This is a genomic window from Bacillus salipaludis, assembly GCF_004358205.1.
In genome coordinates, this window is sequence record NZ_SMYO01000015.1 from 1 (window position 1) to 17,411 (window position 17,411).

A 17,411-nucleotide genomic window follows, 5' to 3' on the forward strand; every position below is an offset into this window, starting at 1 on the left:
TACCCCTCATCGCTTACAAAAGATGCAAAATGCCTGGAATGCATCCTCTTGATAAACATTGTAACATTTGGTAAGCCGTATGCCTTAATAGGGCACGTACGGTTTGATAAGGGGGAAGCCTCGAGAGAGGTTTCCCTACTTTCTCTTTTTCCACTAACGGTGCATGTTACTTGAAGAAGGATTTTAAGTGAAAAGGGGGAATTTATAGTAAAAAAATATAGACCCTACTTGTTGAATTAACAAGTTCGTTTCTGTAATAGGTTTCACTGGGCGGTTAGTGAAAAAATTCAAAAGAAAGTGAGAAATAAAAATGGGGCCAGTGTGCCTGACCCCCAGTGTTTTCGAAAGAAATGGTAAATCTATTTCTTTTTGTGTTTATTTTATCGGTTAAAATAAGGAACTTTTTTCAATGCAGCACTAACCGGAAGGGCAACAATAACTCCTAATACATTTTGAACGACGTCACCAGGGATCGAAGCTACGGGTGCAACCCAATTACCGTAAAGAATAACTTCACCAATGTAATAAACAGCGATCATTACTGGCATTGAAACGATTGCTCCAATTAAATTGAAAGCAAGGCTATTGCCATTACGGCCATTTGACCAAGCTATTTTACCAACGATATATCCCTGCAGAGCACGGGAAACAAAGGTAATAGGTGCCCACAACGCCCAACCGCCGGCTAGATCAAATAATGCCATTCCGATCGCACCAGCAAGAGCCGCCTTTTTAGGACCAAAAAGAATAGCTGCGATAAAAAGCATTGCAGTCCCTAGATGAACTAAACCTCCATTTGCAGCAATTGGCAGTTTAATATTCAAGAAAGTAGATAGGAAAACAAGTGCAATTAACATGGCAGTAAGAATTAAATCAAATGTTTTGTAACCTGGTTTTGAATAAGTTTGTGTAGTTTGCATAGTTCTAACCCTTCTTAACTGAATTTTCTATGATTTTAGCAAATCACTGGCATATATAAAAGTGTCAATTTATTAAAAAACTATATGGTCAGTTAGAAAGGAATTTTCCAAATTCTTTATTTGTGGTAATATGAAAAAAGTTTAAGACGGACAGCTTTATGGGGGTTATTATGAAGAAAGTTGCTGTAATACAGGATTTATCATCTTTTGGAAAATGTTCATTAACAGCCGCGATTCCGGTTCTTTCGGTAATGGGTGTACAGGCATGTCCTTTACCAACGGCCATATTAACGGCGCAAACCGGTTATCACAGTTTTTATTGTGAAGATTTTACATCTAAAATGAAATATTTCATTGAGGAATGGAGCAAGCTTGAGGTTACCTTTGATGGAATCCATACAGGATTCGTTACGGGTGAAGAGCAAATTAAAAATATTTTTCTTTTTTTAGAGAAGTTCCAAACAAAGGAAACCCTTTTACTTGTTGATCCAGTAATGGGGGATTTAGGAGAAGTTTATAAGCTTTTTACCGATGAATTACTGGTACTTATGCGAGAACTTGTAAAGCGTGCTGATGTGATTACACCAAATGTTACGGAGTGCTGTTTATTATCCGGAATATCTTATGAAAAGTTGCATCGCTATTCAAATGAAAGGGACTATATTAAAGCGGTCGATGAGGCAGGGAATATTTTGCAGCAAGAAACTGGCGCTCAGGTTATTATTACTGGAATGAATCCACCGTCAGCAGATACCGATAAGCAGTATATCGGAAATATGTATTTGGACGGAAACAAAACCTTTTATCGTGCGATGGAGTATAACGGTATGAGCTATTCTGGTACAGGTGATTTATTTGCATCGGTGATTATGGGAAGCATGATGCGCGGGGAGAGTTTGGAAAAATCTGTACAGCTTGCAGAGGCATTTCTAACAGCGGCCATTCAGGATTCTTCCAAAGGGCAAGTTCCTAGCGTAGAAGGAGTTAACTTCGAGAAATATTTGAAAATGCTATTATAAAATGTCTATTATCTGTTAGAACCATAGAAACCGGACAAAAAAGCCAACAAACAGAATAAAAAGGCAATGACAGAAGTAAATATTTTAATAAACTTAGATCGATTGCGTGCGACACAAAAATTGTAACAAAACATTCACAAGGATTTTTCATAAAAATGCAGAATTACTCTGTATAATCTGAAAGGTTGTGAATGTATGAAAAGTCCAATGGCAGCCGTTTCTGCGTATGAAGAAGATGGAATTTATTTTAGGGTCTATCAAGTGAGACACCGGATTAAGGTTTATGCTCGAAGGGGCAAAAAAGCCGTAATCGAACACGGCAGCACACCAGTCCAAGCTGCTGTTAAAGCAAAAAGAAGATTAATGTCACTGTGAATATAGACCTATGCCGACTCAATAGAGATTCGGTAATTTTGTTGGAAATCCTGTTTGTAGCGCCTTTACTGGCGCTTTTTATTTTATATGTGCTTCAAAGGGTTATATTGAATAAATTCATAAATCAGAACTTTAATAAATAAGTCATATTCTATAAGTTTTTGAAAAATTGCACTTAAACCAAACGGAGACAAAGAGTTGCTGATCAGGCTGCCATTTATACAGCTTTTCTTATATCACTAAAGGGCGGGATAGTTTTGAAGAAGAGGCTGGGGAACCTTAATGGAAAATGTTTAATAAATGGAGTAGAAAAGAGGTAATGGTATGGGGCAAATAAGGTTAATAATTTCAGCTATATTATCTTTGATAGTATCAATATTGAATTTTACAGACCACAGATATGTATACGGTATATTTGGAGTAATTATATTTGTTTTTGTGGTAATTGAACTGATCAAACAATTAACAAGCAAAAGGATAAGTTCTTAAACAAACGAGTAGCTTTTGTTAAACACAAGGTTGCAGCGGCAGTCTTCTTTTTTATTTAGTTGTTAAAGGACAATGGGTTTAATGAAGGAAATAAAGGAGGTGGTGAAATGAAAATAAGCCACTTTATGAATAAGAATTTCCCCAATTTAGAGCTTAGACCGCCTTTGTTTTATAGTTGGGATATTGGAATTCGTTTTGAACTAGGGGTGGAGTGGAAAAGAGAATATGATTATCCTGACAACCCTTATATAGTGGGGTGTTATAAACGGGCTATTACTTTATTCGAAGCCTTAATTCTCCATCAGAGGAACTTTTTGTCGTCATGGATGTAAATGATTTTAATAAAGGCAAAAATATTAGACATCAGTTAAAAAACTTTTCTCGCTATGTTGAAAAATCATTATTGTTCAGGGTGAAACATCAAGCAATGCCTTATATATTCCCAGAGGATAATGAAGAAGGTACATTTAAAACTCATAGATTTTCTCTATACTGCAAAACATCTGATTTTAAATACATTCCATTGTTAAAAGCAATTTGCAATCGAGACTTAGGGTTAAAGCCAAGTATTTCCCATAGAGTTTACTTCATAAATATCAATAAGAAAACTATCTTTCACGTGTACGATGACAGAGGTTGTGATCTATTAGCGGCATCAGTCGAAACAATTAGAGATATTTATGAAAAATACAATGATTGGATTTTAGATTATGATAGGAATGAAATAGTGAAGGTGTTTAAATAATGGAATATAGTTCCTCTTCTTTTGCAAGCTGGGGGCTTATGTATAAACATGCGTGTTTGCATACGGACATATTTTGATTTTCCAATGTCATAGCAAAAAGAAGAAAGGGGATATTTTCATTTGGAGAAATCCACTCTCGTCTTTACAGACTACTTTTTTCATATATTTTCATAGTTTAAATCTTACACGAATTAGAATGATTTCTGAAAGAAAAATGGCAAAATAGTGAGATGCCTTTCATCACTTCATGGTAAAATTATACTGTATTTATAAATTATAGGGGGCGTATAGTTTGGGGCAGTCCAGCAAGTTTGTTTTGTTTAGGGTTTTTCTTTGCTGGTTTCGGCGTTTTTATTAAACTATCAAGAATGCTAAAAAAATCAAATAAGAAAGTTAGGTAAAAGCATCAAATAGCAGCCAACATAATGTAAAGAAATGTGGTGATTAAATGAATCAGAGAATAAACAAATACAATCAGCCAATTGGTGAGGAGTTGTCCAATTGGCAGAAAAGAAAATTCCCTTCAGATATCTATTATGTCGGAAAGTATACCATTGTCACTAGATTATCTCGTACACATACCAGAGATCTCTATAACGCCTATAAAAATTCTCACCCTAGTAATTGGACCTACTTAACCGACGAACAACCTCACGACTATGAAGCGTTTGAAAAGACATTACTCGAAAAAATAGAAAGCAGCACAAACATCTATTATGCCGTGTTAAATAAAGAGACAAACAAACCGCTTGGGATCTTTAGTTTAATGAGGATAGATCAGGCAAATGGGGTGATCGAAGTAGGAAGTATTAATTTTTCGGATGAATTAAGAAGAACAAGAATGTCTACCGAAGCACACTATTTATTAGCCATGTATGTATTCGAAGAACTCCAATACCGGCGCTATGAATGGAAATGTGATTCCCTTAATGCTCCTTCCATTCATACAGCAAAACGTTTAGGATTTCAGTTTGAAGGCACCTTTAGAAATGCCATTATCTATAAAAACCGCTCACGAAACACCAGCTGGTTTTCAATGCTAATTGAAGAATGGCCTCTACATAAACAAGCATTCACTCAATGGTTGGCAGAGGAGAACTTTGATGACAAAGGAGTTCAGGTTCAAAGATTAGAAGCATTTAAGCAATAAGAACAAAATTGCATGCTTATTTATTAAAGCAAACGAGCGCTTTAAATGAAGAATTTGTGATTGACATTCAATGAGTTTCTTTAATGAAAGTGAGAAGGATCTAACGATGAAGCTTTCTTATAATGGACAACTAATTACAACAAAAAGCGGAGAAAAAGGGCCGCATAAAAGAAGAAATCGATGCAGTCATTTGTTGGCTGACTGGATATGATGAGCATAGTTTGCAAGAGCAAATTATGAAGAATATTGTTTATGAAACTTTTTTAGTCAAGCCCGCAAATAAAACCCAATGCTGCCAAAATTACAGGCGTGATTTGTGGTCATCGAGTTGAGAAATTCAAAGACCCGCTCATGCAGAAAATAAGGAAGCTTGACAAACTAATCGACGAATTATCAAAGTGCAAGCCAATGGAGAAGATTTTGAGAAGTTAAATTCCCGGGTGTACTCATAATAACAATCAATTAATTTGGAGGTAATTAGATGAATATAAAATTTGATCCAAATAACGTCGTTATTAAACTCTGTATGAGTGGGATGGGATTGGAGGATAGTGGAAATATTGAAGATGCAGTCAAGGTGTATCATAAAGCATGGCACGAAGCAACAGACGACTATGAAAGGTTTATTGCAGCTTATCATTTAGCTCGTCAACAAAAGAGTATTACAGACAAATTAAAATGGATGGAAACATCTCTTCAGTGTGCACTAAAAATAAATGATGATAATGTGAAGAGTGCATACTCAACGTTATATTTAAACATTGCCAAATGTTATGAGGAGTTGTGTGATACTGAGAATGCAAAAAGAAATTATGAATTGTCAAATTCATCTAAGGGTGCACCTTCTGATATAGGACCATTTTACCATGGGACAAGGGCAGATTTGAAGGATGGTGATTTACTAACAGCAGGTGGAAATTCAAATTACAAACCTGGGCTTAAAATGAACCACATTTATTTCACTGCTAATGTCAATGGCGCAGGACTTGCTGCAGCTTTAGCAAAAGGAGAAGGAAGAGAACGAGTTTATATAATAGAACCAATAGGTGAATTTGAAAACGACCCAAATGTTACTGACAAAAAATTTCCTGGTAACTTAACACGTTCTTATCGTTCAAAAGAACCTTTAAGAATTATTGGTGAAGTAACAGAATGGGCGAAACTGACAACTTTGGAGCGACGTGAATGGCACGAAAATTTAGCTAAAAACAAGGGCGAAATTATTAACTGAACATAATTCAAGATGTTACAATGCAAATGACTTTTTGAAAATAGAATAAATACCGCCCCAAGATGAAAGAAAATATTATCTAACTGGTTGCTGCGTATCCAGTTTCAATTGCTGAGTTTGCAATGGTATCCTTCACCAGCACCCCATGTGTTGCCACACACACTCAGCACATGTGCGAGAGTGGGAATAAATGAGTATATAATAAAGACGTCAAAACACTTACAAAGGTTGTTAAATCGACTTTTGTGAGTGTTTTTTTATAATCCACTGAAAATCAATCATCGATGTTCCGTATAGGAAGCTTTGGATGATGAATTTCATCCTTAGTAATCTTGAAGACCACCATTACATAAATTCATCCTTCCAAGAAAAAACTATCCATATCATAAACCACAGTTCAATTGATTGGAGGAGGCAAATTGAAGGCTTCGGATTTATTTGTGAAATGTTTAGAAAATGAAGGGGTTAAGTATATATTTGGCATTCCTGGTGAGGAAAATACTGATTTTGTTGATTCCCTTATTGGTTCTGATATTGAATTAATTCTTGTTCATCATGAACAAGCTGCAGCTTTTATGGCTGATGTTTATGGCAGACTTACAGGAAAACCGGGGATTTGTCTGGCAACACTTGGGCCAGGGGCAACCAATTTACTAACGGGGATCGGGGACGCCTATCTTGATCATGCGCCTGTTGTCGCGATTACGGGTCAGGCTGGTCTAGAACGAATCCATAAGGAATCCCATCAATATGTCGATATTATAGGTGTTTTTGAGAAAGTAACAAAATGGAATCAACAAATCCGGGTAGCCCATACCATCCCTGAAATCGTCAGAAAAGCCTTTAAAAAAGCTGTCCTTGAAAAGCCTGGTGCAGTTCATATTGAACTTCCCGAAGATATTGCCATGGAAGAAACGGAGGGCAAACCGCTTCCAGTTACACCAAATCCAGCTTCCAGTCCGACAAAAAGCGAAATCATAAAGGCTGCGATGGCCATTAATCGTGCGAAAAAACCAATCATCTTAGCGGGGAACGGAGTCATTCGCGATAGAGCAACGGATGCGTTAAGGGAATTTGCTGAAGCAAAGAATATACCGGTTGTAAATACCTTTATGGCAAAAGGGGTTTTGCCTTCTAATCATCCCTTAACCCTTTATACGGTGGGGATGCAGGCGAAAGATTATGTGCTTTGTGGATTTGACCAAGCTGATCTGATTATTACTGCCGGCTATGATTTTGTTGAATATTTGCCAAAATATTGGAATGATGAGGCAATGAATCCGATTATCCATATTGATAGTCTTCCTGCAGAAGTAGACGCCTACTATCCTCTGGAAGCAGAATTAGTCGGGAATGTAAAAGAGGGGTTAGAAGCATTAAGTCCCCTAGTTGAAGGAAAAGAATTATGGCCAGGAGTTAAAAAATTAAAAGCTCAACTGGTTGAAAAACTTCATGCATTGGATGAGCTCTCAGGAAGACCTGTAAAACCGCAAAGAATTATTGCCGATTTGAAAAAGGCTGAGAAAGGCGAAGCCATAATCATTTCGGATGTTGGGGCGCATAAATTATGGATTGCCCGGCTCTACCAGCCCGAAAAGCCGAATCATACCATTATCTCGAACGGATGGGCTTCGATGGGGATTGCGGTACCTGGTGCGATTGCGGCCAAACTGGCCTTTCCCGAAAAACCGGTAGTTGCGGTTACTGGTGATGGCGGTTTTCTTATGAATGGTGTCGAATTGGCAACAGCCAAACGCCTTGGACTGGCATTTGTAGTTGTCATTTTCCATGATTCGAAGTTCGGTTTAATTGAGTGGAAACAGCTGAATAAATTTAATCGCTCAAGTGATATTACCTTTACGGATCCTGACTTTTTGGAGTTCGCAAAAAGTTTCGGCGTGACAGGAGTGAAAGTAACTCATTCTGACGAATTATTACCTGCTTTAGAAAAAGCGATTGCAAGTCAGGAAATTGTACTCATTGATGTCGATGTTGATTATTCAGAGAATGTAAAGCTGTCGAAAACACTTGGGGATTATATTTGCCGATTATAGAAATGATTCGTTACAAGACTGGAGGAAACTGAAGGATGAAGAAAAAATGGCCATTATGGATCGGTGGGAAGTGGCAGGAAGCAAAAACATATGAACCATTGTATAATCCCCATACCAATGAGGAGTTAGCCGAGATCGGACAAGCCGAACCAGCTGATGCTGAGCTGGCTATAACGAATGGACATGAAGCGTTTCAAAAATTCAAATCTTATCCGGCACATGCCCGGGCAGAAATCCTAGCAGAAGTCGCAGACATCATGGAAGAACGCAGTGAGGAATATGCGAAAATCATTGCTCTTGAGGGGGCTAAATCCATTCGAAATGCCCGCGAGGAGATTAGCCGTACTGTTCAGACTTATCAATTTGCGGCAGAAGCAGCAAAGAATAATTATGGAGATCAAATTCCGATGGATGCGGCGATTGGAGGGGAGAATCGCTTTGGCTTTACGATTCATACCCCTATTGGTGTCGTAACGGCAATTACTCCGTTTAATTTTCCTTTTAATCTAGTTGCCCACAAAGTCGGTCCGGCAATCGCAGCAGGGAATTCGATTGTCTTAAAGCCGGCTGAACAAACACCCTTAAGCTCCTTAGTTCTTGCCGAGATTTTTCAAGAGGCTGGGCTGCCTGATGGAGTACTTAACATTGTTCCTGGTAAAGGGGAAGTGTTAAGTGAAGTTTTAACAAGTCATCCTTTTGTAAAAAAAGTAACCTTTACAGGTAGTGTTGAGGTCGGTCATATTATTCAACAGCAGGCAGGGTTTCGTAAACTTACGCTTGAGCTTGGGTCAAATTCCCCGTTGATCATTGATGAAGGTGTTGACCTAGACAAAGTGGTCGAACGAAGTGTGATGGGGTCTTTTTCCTATAATGGTCAAGTATGTATCTCCATTCAGCGAATTTATGTCCATTCATCATTTTATCAAGAATATTTAGATCGATTTATTCGCAGAACGAAAGAGCTTGTGATCGGTTCACCACTTGATGAAAAAACAAACATAACGGCAGTCATTTCGAAAAAATCTTTGGAACGGTTACAGAGCTGGCTGGATGAAGCAGTTATGGAAGGGGCAAAAATTGAGTGCGGCGGAACGGTGGAGGGGAATGTCATGGCACCAACCGTTTTAACGAATGTGAACCGCGATTCAAAAGTATTTCGTTCTGAGATATTTGGCCCAATCGTTTGTATTTTCCCATTTGAAACATTGGATGAAGCGATCAATGACGCGAATGACTCCCGTTACGGATTGAATTCAGGCATCTTTACACCCAGCGTTGAAAAGGCTTTTTATGCAGCGCAGCGCTTAGAAACAGGCGGGGTCATTATCAATGATATCCCAACCTTCCGGGTTGACAACATGCCTTATGGCGGCTGGAAGGATAGCGGTGTCGGAAGAGAAGGCATCAAATATGCGATGAAAGAAATGATGGAGCAAAAATTTATTAGTTTTAAATTGAGTGATGATTAAGTAGCTAGTACCTGACCCCCAGTGCGTTAATGCTTTAACTTGCTGGGGTTCATTTTTATGGTGAATGGGGTAGCTCACATTGTCTTAGAGCTTTGCTGTTAAACTAATCTTTCTGAATAGTAAAATAGAAATACTTATTGAGGTACCGTGGTCTATCAAATGACAATCGTTCCTCTTGGCTTGTTTTCATGATGTAGAAAAAATTTTGAAAGAAGGTAAGACGGTGGGGACATGTGAATTATGCGGAAGAAGTGAGGTTGAGATTACAGTGCATCATTTACTTCCAAAGGAAATGGGAGGAACCTTTGGTGCAACAGCCAATTTCTGCATTCCTTGTCACAAGCAAGTTCATGCACTTTATACCAATGAGGAAATCGCCTCTCGGTTGTCAACTTTAAAGGATTTGCGTGAAGATCATCAATTAAGCCGCTTCGTCAAATGGATTCGAAAGCAAGCTCCAACCAAGTTAATGAAAATTAAGAAATCAAACCAAAGAAAGAGGAAGGAGCTGGGCTAATTTTTTTAAGCCGTTTTCGCCCTAGGGAATCCGATTCGGACACGATTGCTCATGGCTACATTTAAGCTGTCCGAAAAGCCTTTAAATGGAACACTTTTTATACCAAGAACAACAAAGTATACGAAAAGAAACTTATTAAAAGAAAAAAGCACCTAAAATACGGTGCAAATGTTTGCATTTGAGTTTCTCAATTCTCTAAATTGAGTTCTTGTGGTGGTTCACCATTTAGGTTTAAAATGCGGACGGTTTCAGGTTTTATTTCAAGAAAAACGTAGTTTGGATCTTCAGGGCCCTCAAACCATTGTTCAAATGACTTGTTCCAGTATTGTTGTTTCACTTTTGGCGAATCATTAAGAATGGATGTTCCGGAAATTTCAACATAGGAATCGTTTTGGCCTTGTTTTTCGTATCCTAACAAAACTGATACGGAAGGATTTTTCTCTATTTCTTCAATTTTCTCCGTATCCCTTTTCGTTGGTGTATATAAGGTTAAATTATCATTATAAAATGTCATGTACCGGGAATGGGGCTTATTATTTTCAACAGAAGAAAGGACCCCAGTTCTGTGTTCAGTAATAACTTTTAGCACCTTCTCTTTCATTGATGAATCTCTCATTGAATCTACTCCCTTTAATATATTAACATTAATTTTCCTCTTAATAATTTTAAATAAACTGTAAAATTAACCCATATCAAAATGAAAATATTATAAGGAAAAGGAGCAATACAAGTGGAAGTAACTGACGTAATTAAAACACTAAATCAATTTTTAAAAGGACAATATATGGGTATCTGTATCTTAAGCCCTGTCATACGCTTCTGGTGGTGCTTCCAACCAACCCTTACTAATCATGATATTCATACCATCATCGACAAAGGCGCCAATGTTGATAAGAGTTCTTATATACAACATATCGATATCTCTTCTTGCAGTTACCGCCAGTGAGTTTCCAAATGACCTTATTTTCATTGCAAACATATCCACTTTATGAAACAACATTATTTTATCGGAAAAAGGAGGATAGGTAGATGGTGTAACACAATGGTCTAGGTAAGCTGGTGATTGTATGTGTTCAAGATGAAGTTTTTCCTTATATTGTTTTACCGCTTTATCAGTCATGTCTAAACCTCTTTTAAACAAAGCTCTTATCTTTTCATCTTGAACGATTTGATGAAAGCCAAATAATAATGCCATACTTGTGGTGTTATTCTCAATGTTGTCCCAAAGATGAATAATCTCTAATGCCTGTAATGGTCGGACATTTCCAAAATATCCATTTAAGTAGCTTTGTTTATTGATTTTATCAATTCCGTCTGGTATTGGAATGATAGGAGGGGCTGCAATGAATTTTTTTTCCATTAAAATACTATTGATTTGCCCTAAAAGGACGCTTGTACATTCATTACAATAAATAAAAAACTCCCTTACATCCTCTCTCATTACCAATGGAACTGCTACAGCGTATAGGCTCATACCTGCCTTCGCAGCATATTTTAAATAGTGAACATAAAATTCATCTTCATATAAACGAGGGGCTCCAAGATTGACATCATCTTTAGTAAATCCAATTGGGATGGGGAAATTTTCCTTCTTAAAAAATCCTTCTGACCTTTGTATGAAATCCCTCGATAAAGCTAAACCATTTTCCAAAAGCAGCCTAATATCTTCATCCTCGCAATGATGAAGATAATAACTTAAAATTTGAATGGACATGCTGTTTCCCATATAGGTAGCCCAAAGTTTACCAATTTCAAAAGTTGATAACGGTTGGGTCTCATCTAATATTTTTGGATTTATATTTAGCGGTTTCATCACATTCATTGGATTTAAATCTTTATCCGTGGTCATAACTATTCTCCTTTTTCCCGCATTTCTGTTTATGATTTCCATTGGAAAAAATTTAATTCCCACAAATCTGACCTTTTCCTTTAATTAACATTGTTAATGTTTGCTAGTGGGAACGGAACCCCTATAGGCTTTTTGGTTTAAAAACTTTTTTTCTGCGCTATATAAGAAAAATTCCTCCATCCACAAAAAACAAAGCCCCCTCATAACAGAGAAGGGCTTCCACCTTTCATTTTTATGGCTTTATAACTAATTCAGAAAAGTGAACTAGCTTTATATTTAACGGAGAACCTTCATCCACTATTTCACAATAACCGGATGCATATTGATGAAGAATTGTATATTCCTTACCTTCAAAGATTACTAAGATTTTCCCCATTAAATCACATCCCACTATTTTTACACTAATAATACTTGAATGACCTTTAAAAGTCTGTGTCCGTGTAATGACAATTAAGTAATTAAAAATGGAAAGGATTAACCCTTCCCAGTTGAATGTTTGATCTCCACTAATAAACGGACAATGATTAAGCTGAAAATCGTCGACAGAAAGGCTGTCCCAAGTCCGATTTTAATGATTGTGTTATCTTTATTTTTTTGGAACATTTCGCTCGCTCCTTTGGTAAACACTTTTTTGTTATTAGTTCACCCTAAAACATCCAATAATTTTATATAAATTCATGGGAATGAAAGTACTATCGAAAAAAGTAATCATTTCTAGTTTCTCTAGTGTAAATTTCTAGTGAATAGACTTATACCGTTACAAGTTATAGGAAATTCACATATCGATAGATAAACGGAAATAGAAAGGGATGATCGCTTTTGAAGATATTATTTCTAGAAAGTCACCCAATGTGGATTTATGGTTTACCGAATGGTTTTAAAGAAGAAGGGCATACGGTGATGATTTCTGGACCAATAAGTAAGGAAAATATTTTGGAAATACTAGATTGGTTTAAGCCTGATTTAATCATATCTCTTGGATGGACACCTGAACATTCGAAAGAAAAATGGCCCTGGATTCGAGAGGCTATTAAAAAAACAACGATTCCGTTCGTTTATTGGGCTACAGAAGACCCTTTACACACTGAAAATTTTACACTACCTCTTATTAATGCAATTCGACCAGATTTTGTTTTTACCGTTACCCCTTCATTATGTGAATTATACGAGAAGCTAGGTTTTAAAGCTGCTCATTTAGATTTCGGGTACCATCAGAGTGTACATTATCAGGTACAACCAATGAATAACTATCGTTGTGACATAGCGGTAGTAGCGAATGCTTATCCTGAATATCTTGAAGAAAATCCAGATGAATACCGTTCGAGATCCTTAAAAAGATTAATAAGGCCACTGATCCAGAATGGAATACGTGTTGATTTTTGGGGAAAGGATTGGGAAAGAATGGGTAAGTTTTTCGGGAAAGAAATTCCAATTAATTGGATTCATGGCTATATAGACTACAGGGACGCCTATAAAGTCTATAGTTCTGCCAAAATCGTGATTGGATTGCAAAACTCTCGAACACAACTTACTCAGCGCACATACGAAATTCTTGGTTCTGGTGGGGTTTTATTTACATCGGATACATCGGCCGTTCGAGATCAATTTAAACCAGGTAAAGATTTAATTATTACATCCTCCTCTGAGGAAACAGTAGAGAAGATTCAATATTATTTAAAAAATGATTTAGAAAGGCAGCAAATTCGTGAAAATGGTAAAATAGCTGTCAAAAAACATTCCTATCGAAATAGAGCAAAGGAAATGCTAGAAGTATTAGAAAATAGAGGTGTTCTAAGAGAAATCGGAGATATTATCCATTTTTCGGAATTTCTCAAAGAAATCTATGAAATGCATACCGTTTCTCCAGGTGATAATCTTTCAAGAATTGCCAATATATATAATGTCCCGATTCAACAATTGATAGAACTAAATAATCTAAGCTCAAATAATTTGTATGCAGGTCAAATCCTTAGAATAAAGAAAAAGTAGTGCCGGGGGGACGGTTCTCTCGGCTTTTTTGGTGCCAGACTCAGAAAATGAATAAAGATATACTCATAGATTTTTATTTGCGCAAATATGCATGTGTATCCGTAAATGTATGGATTTCCAGGTTGTCATTCAGTCTAACAAAGTGTGAAACAAACAAGGCAAAAGCAATCGTTAGAAATACCGGGATTACTACAAGCAATTCAGGATTCTTTCTTTTTCTTTTCATTTTTTTATACTTTTTTAAGCTAACAACCTTACTTTTCTTGTTCAAGATCAGTTGCCTCCGTTTTTTTATACATATCCACTTATAAATATAATATAACAATATCTGAATTTTGTAAAAATTATATTTAATCACTACTCTCTTTTTTGTGGTCCAAGCCCCTTTATTTAAACTACCTGTGATTCCTCACGTACAATTACTGTTGCAGAATGGGTAAAAAAGGCAAATGAATAAAAGCTGAAAGAGCTAATCGACAAATTTTTGATTAGCTCTTTTATATTATGGATAATATATTTTATTTACAATTTGGGAAACTTATCTTTGGAGGATAGATTAAAAGCTACTGGCTAAAGGAGCAAATATTATGTTTAAAAATAAAAAAATGGCATTCGCTATAGGGATGCTAATCATTCCATGGCTATCTGTACCCTTTCTTGGGAAAAAATCATTTTTCAGGTTTTTACCTGTAGCAAGTTTTACTAATTTATTCATAAGTATGTTCAGTGTCATTGCTAATAAGAGAAAATGGTGGATTAATAAAAACCCTCTATCTCCCGGTTTGGTCGATTTACATATATATTAGGTCCTTTTTTTGTAGCCACATTATGGATATTTAAACTGACCTATGGCAATTTTTTAAAATATTTTATTACAAATGCAGTATTGGATGTTATTTGTGCTTATCCTTTTGCTGAAATATGGGAAAGAGTAGGAGTATTTAAATTAAAAAAATTAAGTCATACGATGTGGTATTTGTTTTGTATTTCTTTAGCTGTTATTATTTATGGGTTTCAAAAATTAGTGGAAAAATCGATAAGGGAAGTGAACGGTCCCAAAGCTAAAGAAAAAAACAACTAAATTGGAGGCAATACTTTGGAGCATTGCCTTTCTGGGCTTGGGCAATTTTTACATTCGTAATATATTAATAAAAATTGGTTGAAAACTTTTCAGATTCAAACAAAGTAAATGACTATCAATTTTATATACAATTTGATAGTCATTTTCCATTACATGTTTTCATGTTTGCAAAAGCAAGCGAAACTATTTTTCCAAAACATTAGAAAGGGAAATACAAGCATTAGGACCTGTGTTCTATTTCGCTAACCTTCTAACAATTGCCGATAAACGGAGTAAACCATTTTCTATCTGTGAAAGTGAGGCAAATGAATAAGAAATCCGCAAATATTGTTCAGATTGGTGATCATACACATTCCCTGGATTCAGTAAGATTCCTTCTGAAAGTGCCATTTCAAATAATTTTCGAATCGAAATCGATGGGATTAAACGGACCCATACATAAAATCCGCCTTTTGGTTTTTCCCATACTGCAAGATCAGAAAAATATTTATTCAAAGTAGTTAACGTAAAATCTCTTCGTATTTTCAATTCTTTTCTTACATCATTAAGTTGTTGAGTATAAAGTCCACTCGAAAACCACTCCGTGGCTGCCCACTGAGATAATGAACTAGAACCATAATCCGTTTGCATTTTAATATCTGCTAAATGCTCGACAACGGGTTCTGGGCCAACAATCCAACCAATTCGGAGACCGGGACTTAACGATTTCGATAAACTTCCCAAATAAAGGACAAGACCATTTTTGTCAAACGCTTTAATTGGCATTGGAGGTTTTTCATCCAGCCATAATTCTCTGTAAACATCATCTTCGATTAAGGGTAACCGCTCTTGTTGACAGATCTCTAACAATTGATGGCGTCTTTCCTCAGTCATTAGGGTTCCGGTCGGGTTATGAAAAGAAGGAATAGTATATAGTAGTGCCGCTTTATGTTGTTTTTTATATTGAGATATGTGTTTGGTTTCAATTCCTTCCCGATCCATTGGGGTTCCAATTAACTGCATTCCCGCTGACTGAAAGACATTTAATGAATGAAGATAGGAAGGCTTTTCAGTTAACACGGTAGAACCCCTATGCAGTAAACCAACACTAATAAGCTGTAAAGCTTGTAAAGCACCTGATACGATTAAAATTGAAGAAGGAGAAGCTGGAATCCCCATTGTTTTTAAATAGCTGGCCAATTGTTCCCTTAATGGCTGCAACCCCTTAGGTTCTTCATAACCATAAGAAATTTCTTTTGTAGACAATTGATTAAAAACTTTTTTCATCAGAGTGTTGGGAATTAGGGATGGCGATAATTCCCCGGTTCCCAAGCGGATGATATTAGGATAGAATTCAGCTTGATTGATTTCCTTAATCGTTGGCAGGTTTGGCTGATGAATACCCACATTAACGTATGAGTTCCAGTCTGGGGGAGGGGTGGTGGCTAAAAGATTCCATGTATTATTTACCACTCTGGTTCCACTCCCGCTTTTCCCTTCAATAAGTCCTTCCGCGATTAATTCATCATAAGCCGCTACCACTGTACTTCGATTGACTCCCAAAGAATTCGCTAAGGTACGTTGGGGAGGTAGTTTAAATCCGATCGTCCACTCGCCATTTGATATTTTTTCTTTCATAAAATCTGTAATTTGTCTATGTAATGGGACAGATGAAGATTTATTTGGTTTCCAGTCGATTGTAAACATAGGTTTAGGACTCCTTTCTATATATGATTATATAACTTGGTTGGGTTAGATGCCATCCAATTGGATGGAGACATGGACACCATTTCTAACTAAAATAGGTTTAGGTTATAGAAAGAAAGGAAGAAGATTTGATGTTTGAACCATTTATTCATGGATTTATTCTTGCGATAGGATTGATCCTGCCACTCGGTGTCCAAAACGTTTTTATTTTTAATCAAGGAGTCCTGCAGCCTCGTTTTATTAAAGTCGTACCAGCCGTCATTACCGCTTCCTTGTGTGATACTTTTTTAATCTTGGTGGCTGTTTTGGGAGTTTCATTTATTATTCTTGGTTCCGTATGGATGAAGACCATTTTAATTGGCGGAGGGTTTATCTTTTTAGTTTATATGGGATGGACCACATGGAATAGTAAACCAAGTAATCGAAAGGAAGAGATCGAGAAGAAATTTTCTTTGAAAAAACAAATCCTATTTGCCGCATCTGTTTCCCTACTGAACCCACACGCCATTATGGACACGATGGGTGTGATTGGAACGAGTTCATTACGATACCATGAGGAAGAAAAAGTATTTTTTACTTTTGCGTGTATTTTGGTTTCGTGGATTTGGTTTTTCGGACTTTCGCTATTTGGGAGAATAAGTGGAAAACTCGATAAATCTGGAAACTTTATATTGGTATTGAATAAAATATCAGCCTTAGTTATGTGGGGGGCAGCTGTTTATCTTGTGCTGACATTGTTTATAAACTAATGAAAGGGATTGGGATTCCAATCTCTTTTATTTTTATAGAGGTTAACCAATTTATGGAAGTATAGGAGTATTTTACTTTTAAATAGAA

At 36.6% G+C, this 17,411-nt stretch carries 17 protein-coding genes and 2 pseudogenes; 12 read left to right on the plus strand and 7 right to left on the minus strand.

All coding sequences use genetic code 11. The annotated features are described in order from the left end of the window. Positions 1–380: 380 nt before the first annotated feature. Positions 381–920 carry an ECF transporter S component gene (locus E2K98_RS23835; protein WP_133338620.1) on the minus strand — a complete coding sequence of 180 codons (540 nt, stop codon included), beginning with the start codon at positions 918–920 and terminating at the stop codon, positions 381–383. A gap of 170 nt (positions 921–1,090) precedes the next feature. Between E2K98_RS23835 and E2K98_RS23840 the strand changes: the two genes are divergently transcribed. The 9 genes and pseudogenes from E2K98_RS23840 to E2K98_RS23880 all read left to right on the plus strand — a co-directional run bounded on the left by E2K98_RS23840 (position 1,091) and on the right by E2K98_RS23880 (position 9,969). Next, a complete protein-coding gene (locus E2K98_RS23840; RefSeq protein WP_133338622.1) occupies positions 1,091–1,939 on the plus strand; it encodes a pyridoxamine kinase in 849 nt (282 codons plus the stop codon). 195 nt (positions 1,940–2,134) lie between these two features. After that, positions 2,135–2,314: a hypothetical protein gene (locus E2K98_RS23845; RefSeq protein WP_133338624.1), complete on the plus strand. Its 180-nt coding sequence runs from the start codon at positions 2,135–2,137 to the stop codon at positions 2,312–2,314. Between the two features lie 596 nt (positions 2,315–2,910). After that, positions 2,911–3,548, plus strand: a pseudogene (locus tag E2K98_RS23850) (DUF3885 domain-containing protein). Positions 3,549–3,996: 448 nt separating this feature from the next. Then, positions 3,997–4,698: a GNAT family N-acetyltransferase gene (locus tag E2K98_RS23855; RefSeq protein WP_133338626.1), complete on the plus strand. Its 702-nt coding sequence runs from the start codon at positions 3,997–3,999 to the stop codon at positions 4,696–4,698. A 152-nt stretch (positions 4,699–4,850) separates the two neighbouring features. Continuing rightward, positions 4,851–5,130, plus strand: a pseudogene (locus E2K98_RS23860) (DUF2200 family protein); the annotation flags it as partial. 49 nt (positions 5,131–5,179) lie between these two features. After that, entirely contained in the window at positions 5,180–5,929 is a 750-nt protein-coding gene (arr, locus tag E2K98_RS23865; RefSeq protein WP_133338628.1) for an NAD(+)--rifampin ADP-ribosyltransferase, read from the plus strand. Between the two features lie 419 nt (positions 5,930–6,348). After that, positions 6,349–7,983: an acetolactate synthase large subunit gene (locus E2K98_RS23870; protein ID WP_133338630.1), complete on the plus strand. Its 1,635-nt coding sequence runs from the start codon at positions 6,349–6,351 to the stop codon at positions 7,981–7,983. Positions 7,984–8,018: 35 nt separating this feature from the next. Beyond that, positions 8,019–9,452 carry an aldehyde dehydrogenase family protein gene (locus E2K98_RS23875; RefSeq protein WP_133338632.1) on the plus strand — a complete coding sequence of 478 codons (1,434 nt, stop codon included), beginning with the start codon at positions 8,019–8,021 and terminating at the stop codon, positions 9,450–9,452. Between the two features lie 223 nt (positions 9,453–9,675). After that, entirely contained in the window at positions 9,676–9,969 is a 294-nt protein-coding gene (locus E2K98_RS23880) for an HNH endonuclease (RefSeq protein WP_133338634.1), read from the plus strand. 187 nt (positions 9,970–10,156) lie between these two features. Here the strand turns inward: E2K98_RS23880 and E2K98_RS23885 are convergent, their stop codons facing one another. The 4 genes from E2K98_RS23885 to E2K98_RS32130 form a co-directional block, all read right to left on the minus strand. Further along, positions 10,157–10,585, minus strand: a complete 429-nt coding sequence (locus E2K98_RS23885; RefSeq protein ID WP_133338636.1) for a pyridoxamine 5'-phosphate oxidase family protein — start codon at positions 10,583–10,585, stop codon at positions 10,157–10,159. Positions 10,586–10,768: 183 nt separating this feature from the next. Further along, complete coding sequence (locus E2K98_RS23890; RefSeq protein ID WP_235824918.1) at positions 10,769–11,818, minus strand: DUF3231 family protein; 1,050 nt, start codon at positions 11,816–11,818, stop codon at positions 10,769–10,771. Between the two features lie 232 nt (positions 11,819–12,050). Further along, positions 12,051–12,194: a hypothetical protein gene (locus E2K98_RS31160; RefSeq protein WP_165976357.1), complete on the minus strand. Its 144-nt coding sequence runs from the start codon at positions 12,192–12,194 to the stop codon at positions 12,051–12,053. 98 nt (positions 12,195–12,292) lie between these two features. Next, positions 12,293–12,421, minus strand: a complete 129-nt coding sequence (locus E2K98_RS32130; protein WP_268884132.1) for a hypothetical protein — start codon at positions 12,419–12,421, stop codon at positions 12,293–12,295. 216 nt (positions 12,422–12,637) lie between these two features. Here E2K98_RS32130 and E2K98_RS23895 point away from each other — a divergent pair, with 216 nt between their 5' ends. Then, positions 12,638–13,807, plus strand: a complete 1,170-nt coding sequence (locus E2K98_RS23895) for a glycosyltransferase family protein (RefSeq protein WP_133338638.1) — start codon at positions 12,638–12,640, stop codon at positions 13,805–13,807. A gap of 73 nt (positions 13,808–13,880) precedes the next feature. Here E2K98_RS23895 and E2K98_RS23900 read toward each other — a convergent pair whose 3' ends face one another. Beyond that, a complete protein-coding gene (locus tag E2K98_RS23900; protein ID WP_133338640.1) occupies positions 13,881–14,078 on the minus strand; it encodes a hypothetical protein in 198 nt (65 codons plus the stop codon). 316 nt (positions 14,079–14,394) lie between these two features. Between E2K98_RS23900 and E2K98_RS23905 the strand changes: the two genes are divergently transcribed. Continuing rightward, positions 14,395–14,613: a hypothetical protein gene (locus E2K98_RS23905; protein WP_133338642.1), complete on the plus strand. Its 219-nt coding sequence runs from the start codon at positions 14,395–14,397 to the stop codon at positions 14,611–14,613. Positions 14,614–15,122: 509 nt separating this feature from the next. Here the strand turns inward: E2K98_RS23905 and pdxR are convergent. Further along, positions 15,123–16,574: a MocR-like pyridoxine biosynthesis transcription factor PdxR gene (gene pdxR / locus E2K98_RS23910; protein WP_133338644.1), complete on the minus strand. Its 1,452-nt coding sequence runs from the start codon at positions 16,572–16,574 to the stop codon at positions 15,123–15,125. A gap of 131 nt (positions 16,575–16,705) precedes the next feature. Here pdxR and E2K98_RS23915 point away from each other — a divergent pair, with 131 nt between their 5' ends. Further along, positions 16,706–17,323, plus strand: a complete 618-nt coding sequence (locus E2K98_RS23915; RefSeq protein WP_133338646.1) for a LysE/ArgO family amino acid transporter — start codon at positions 16,706–16,708, stop codon at positions 17,321–17,323. Positions 17,324–17,411: the final 88 nt, after the last annotated feature.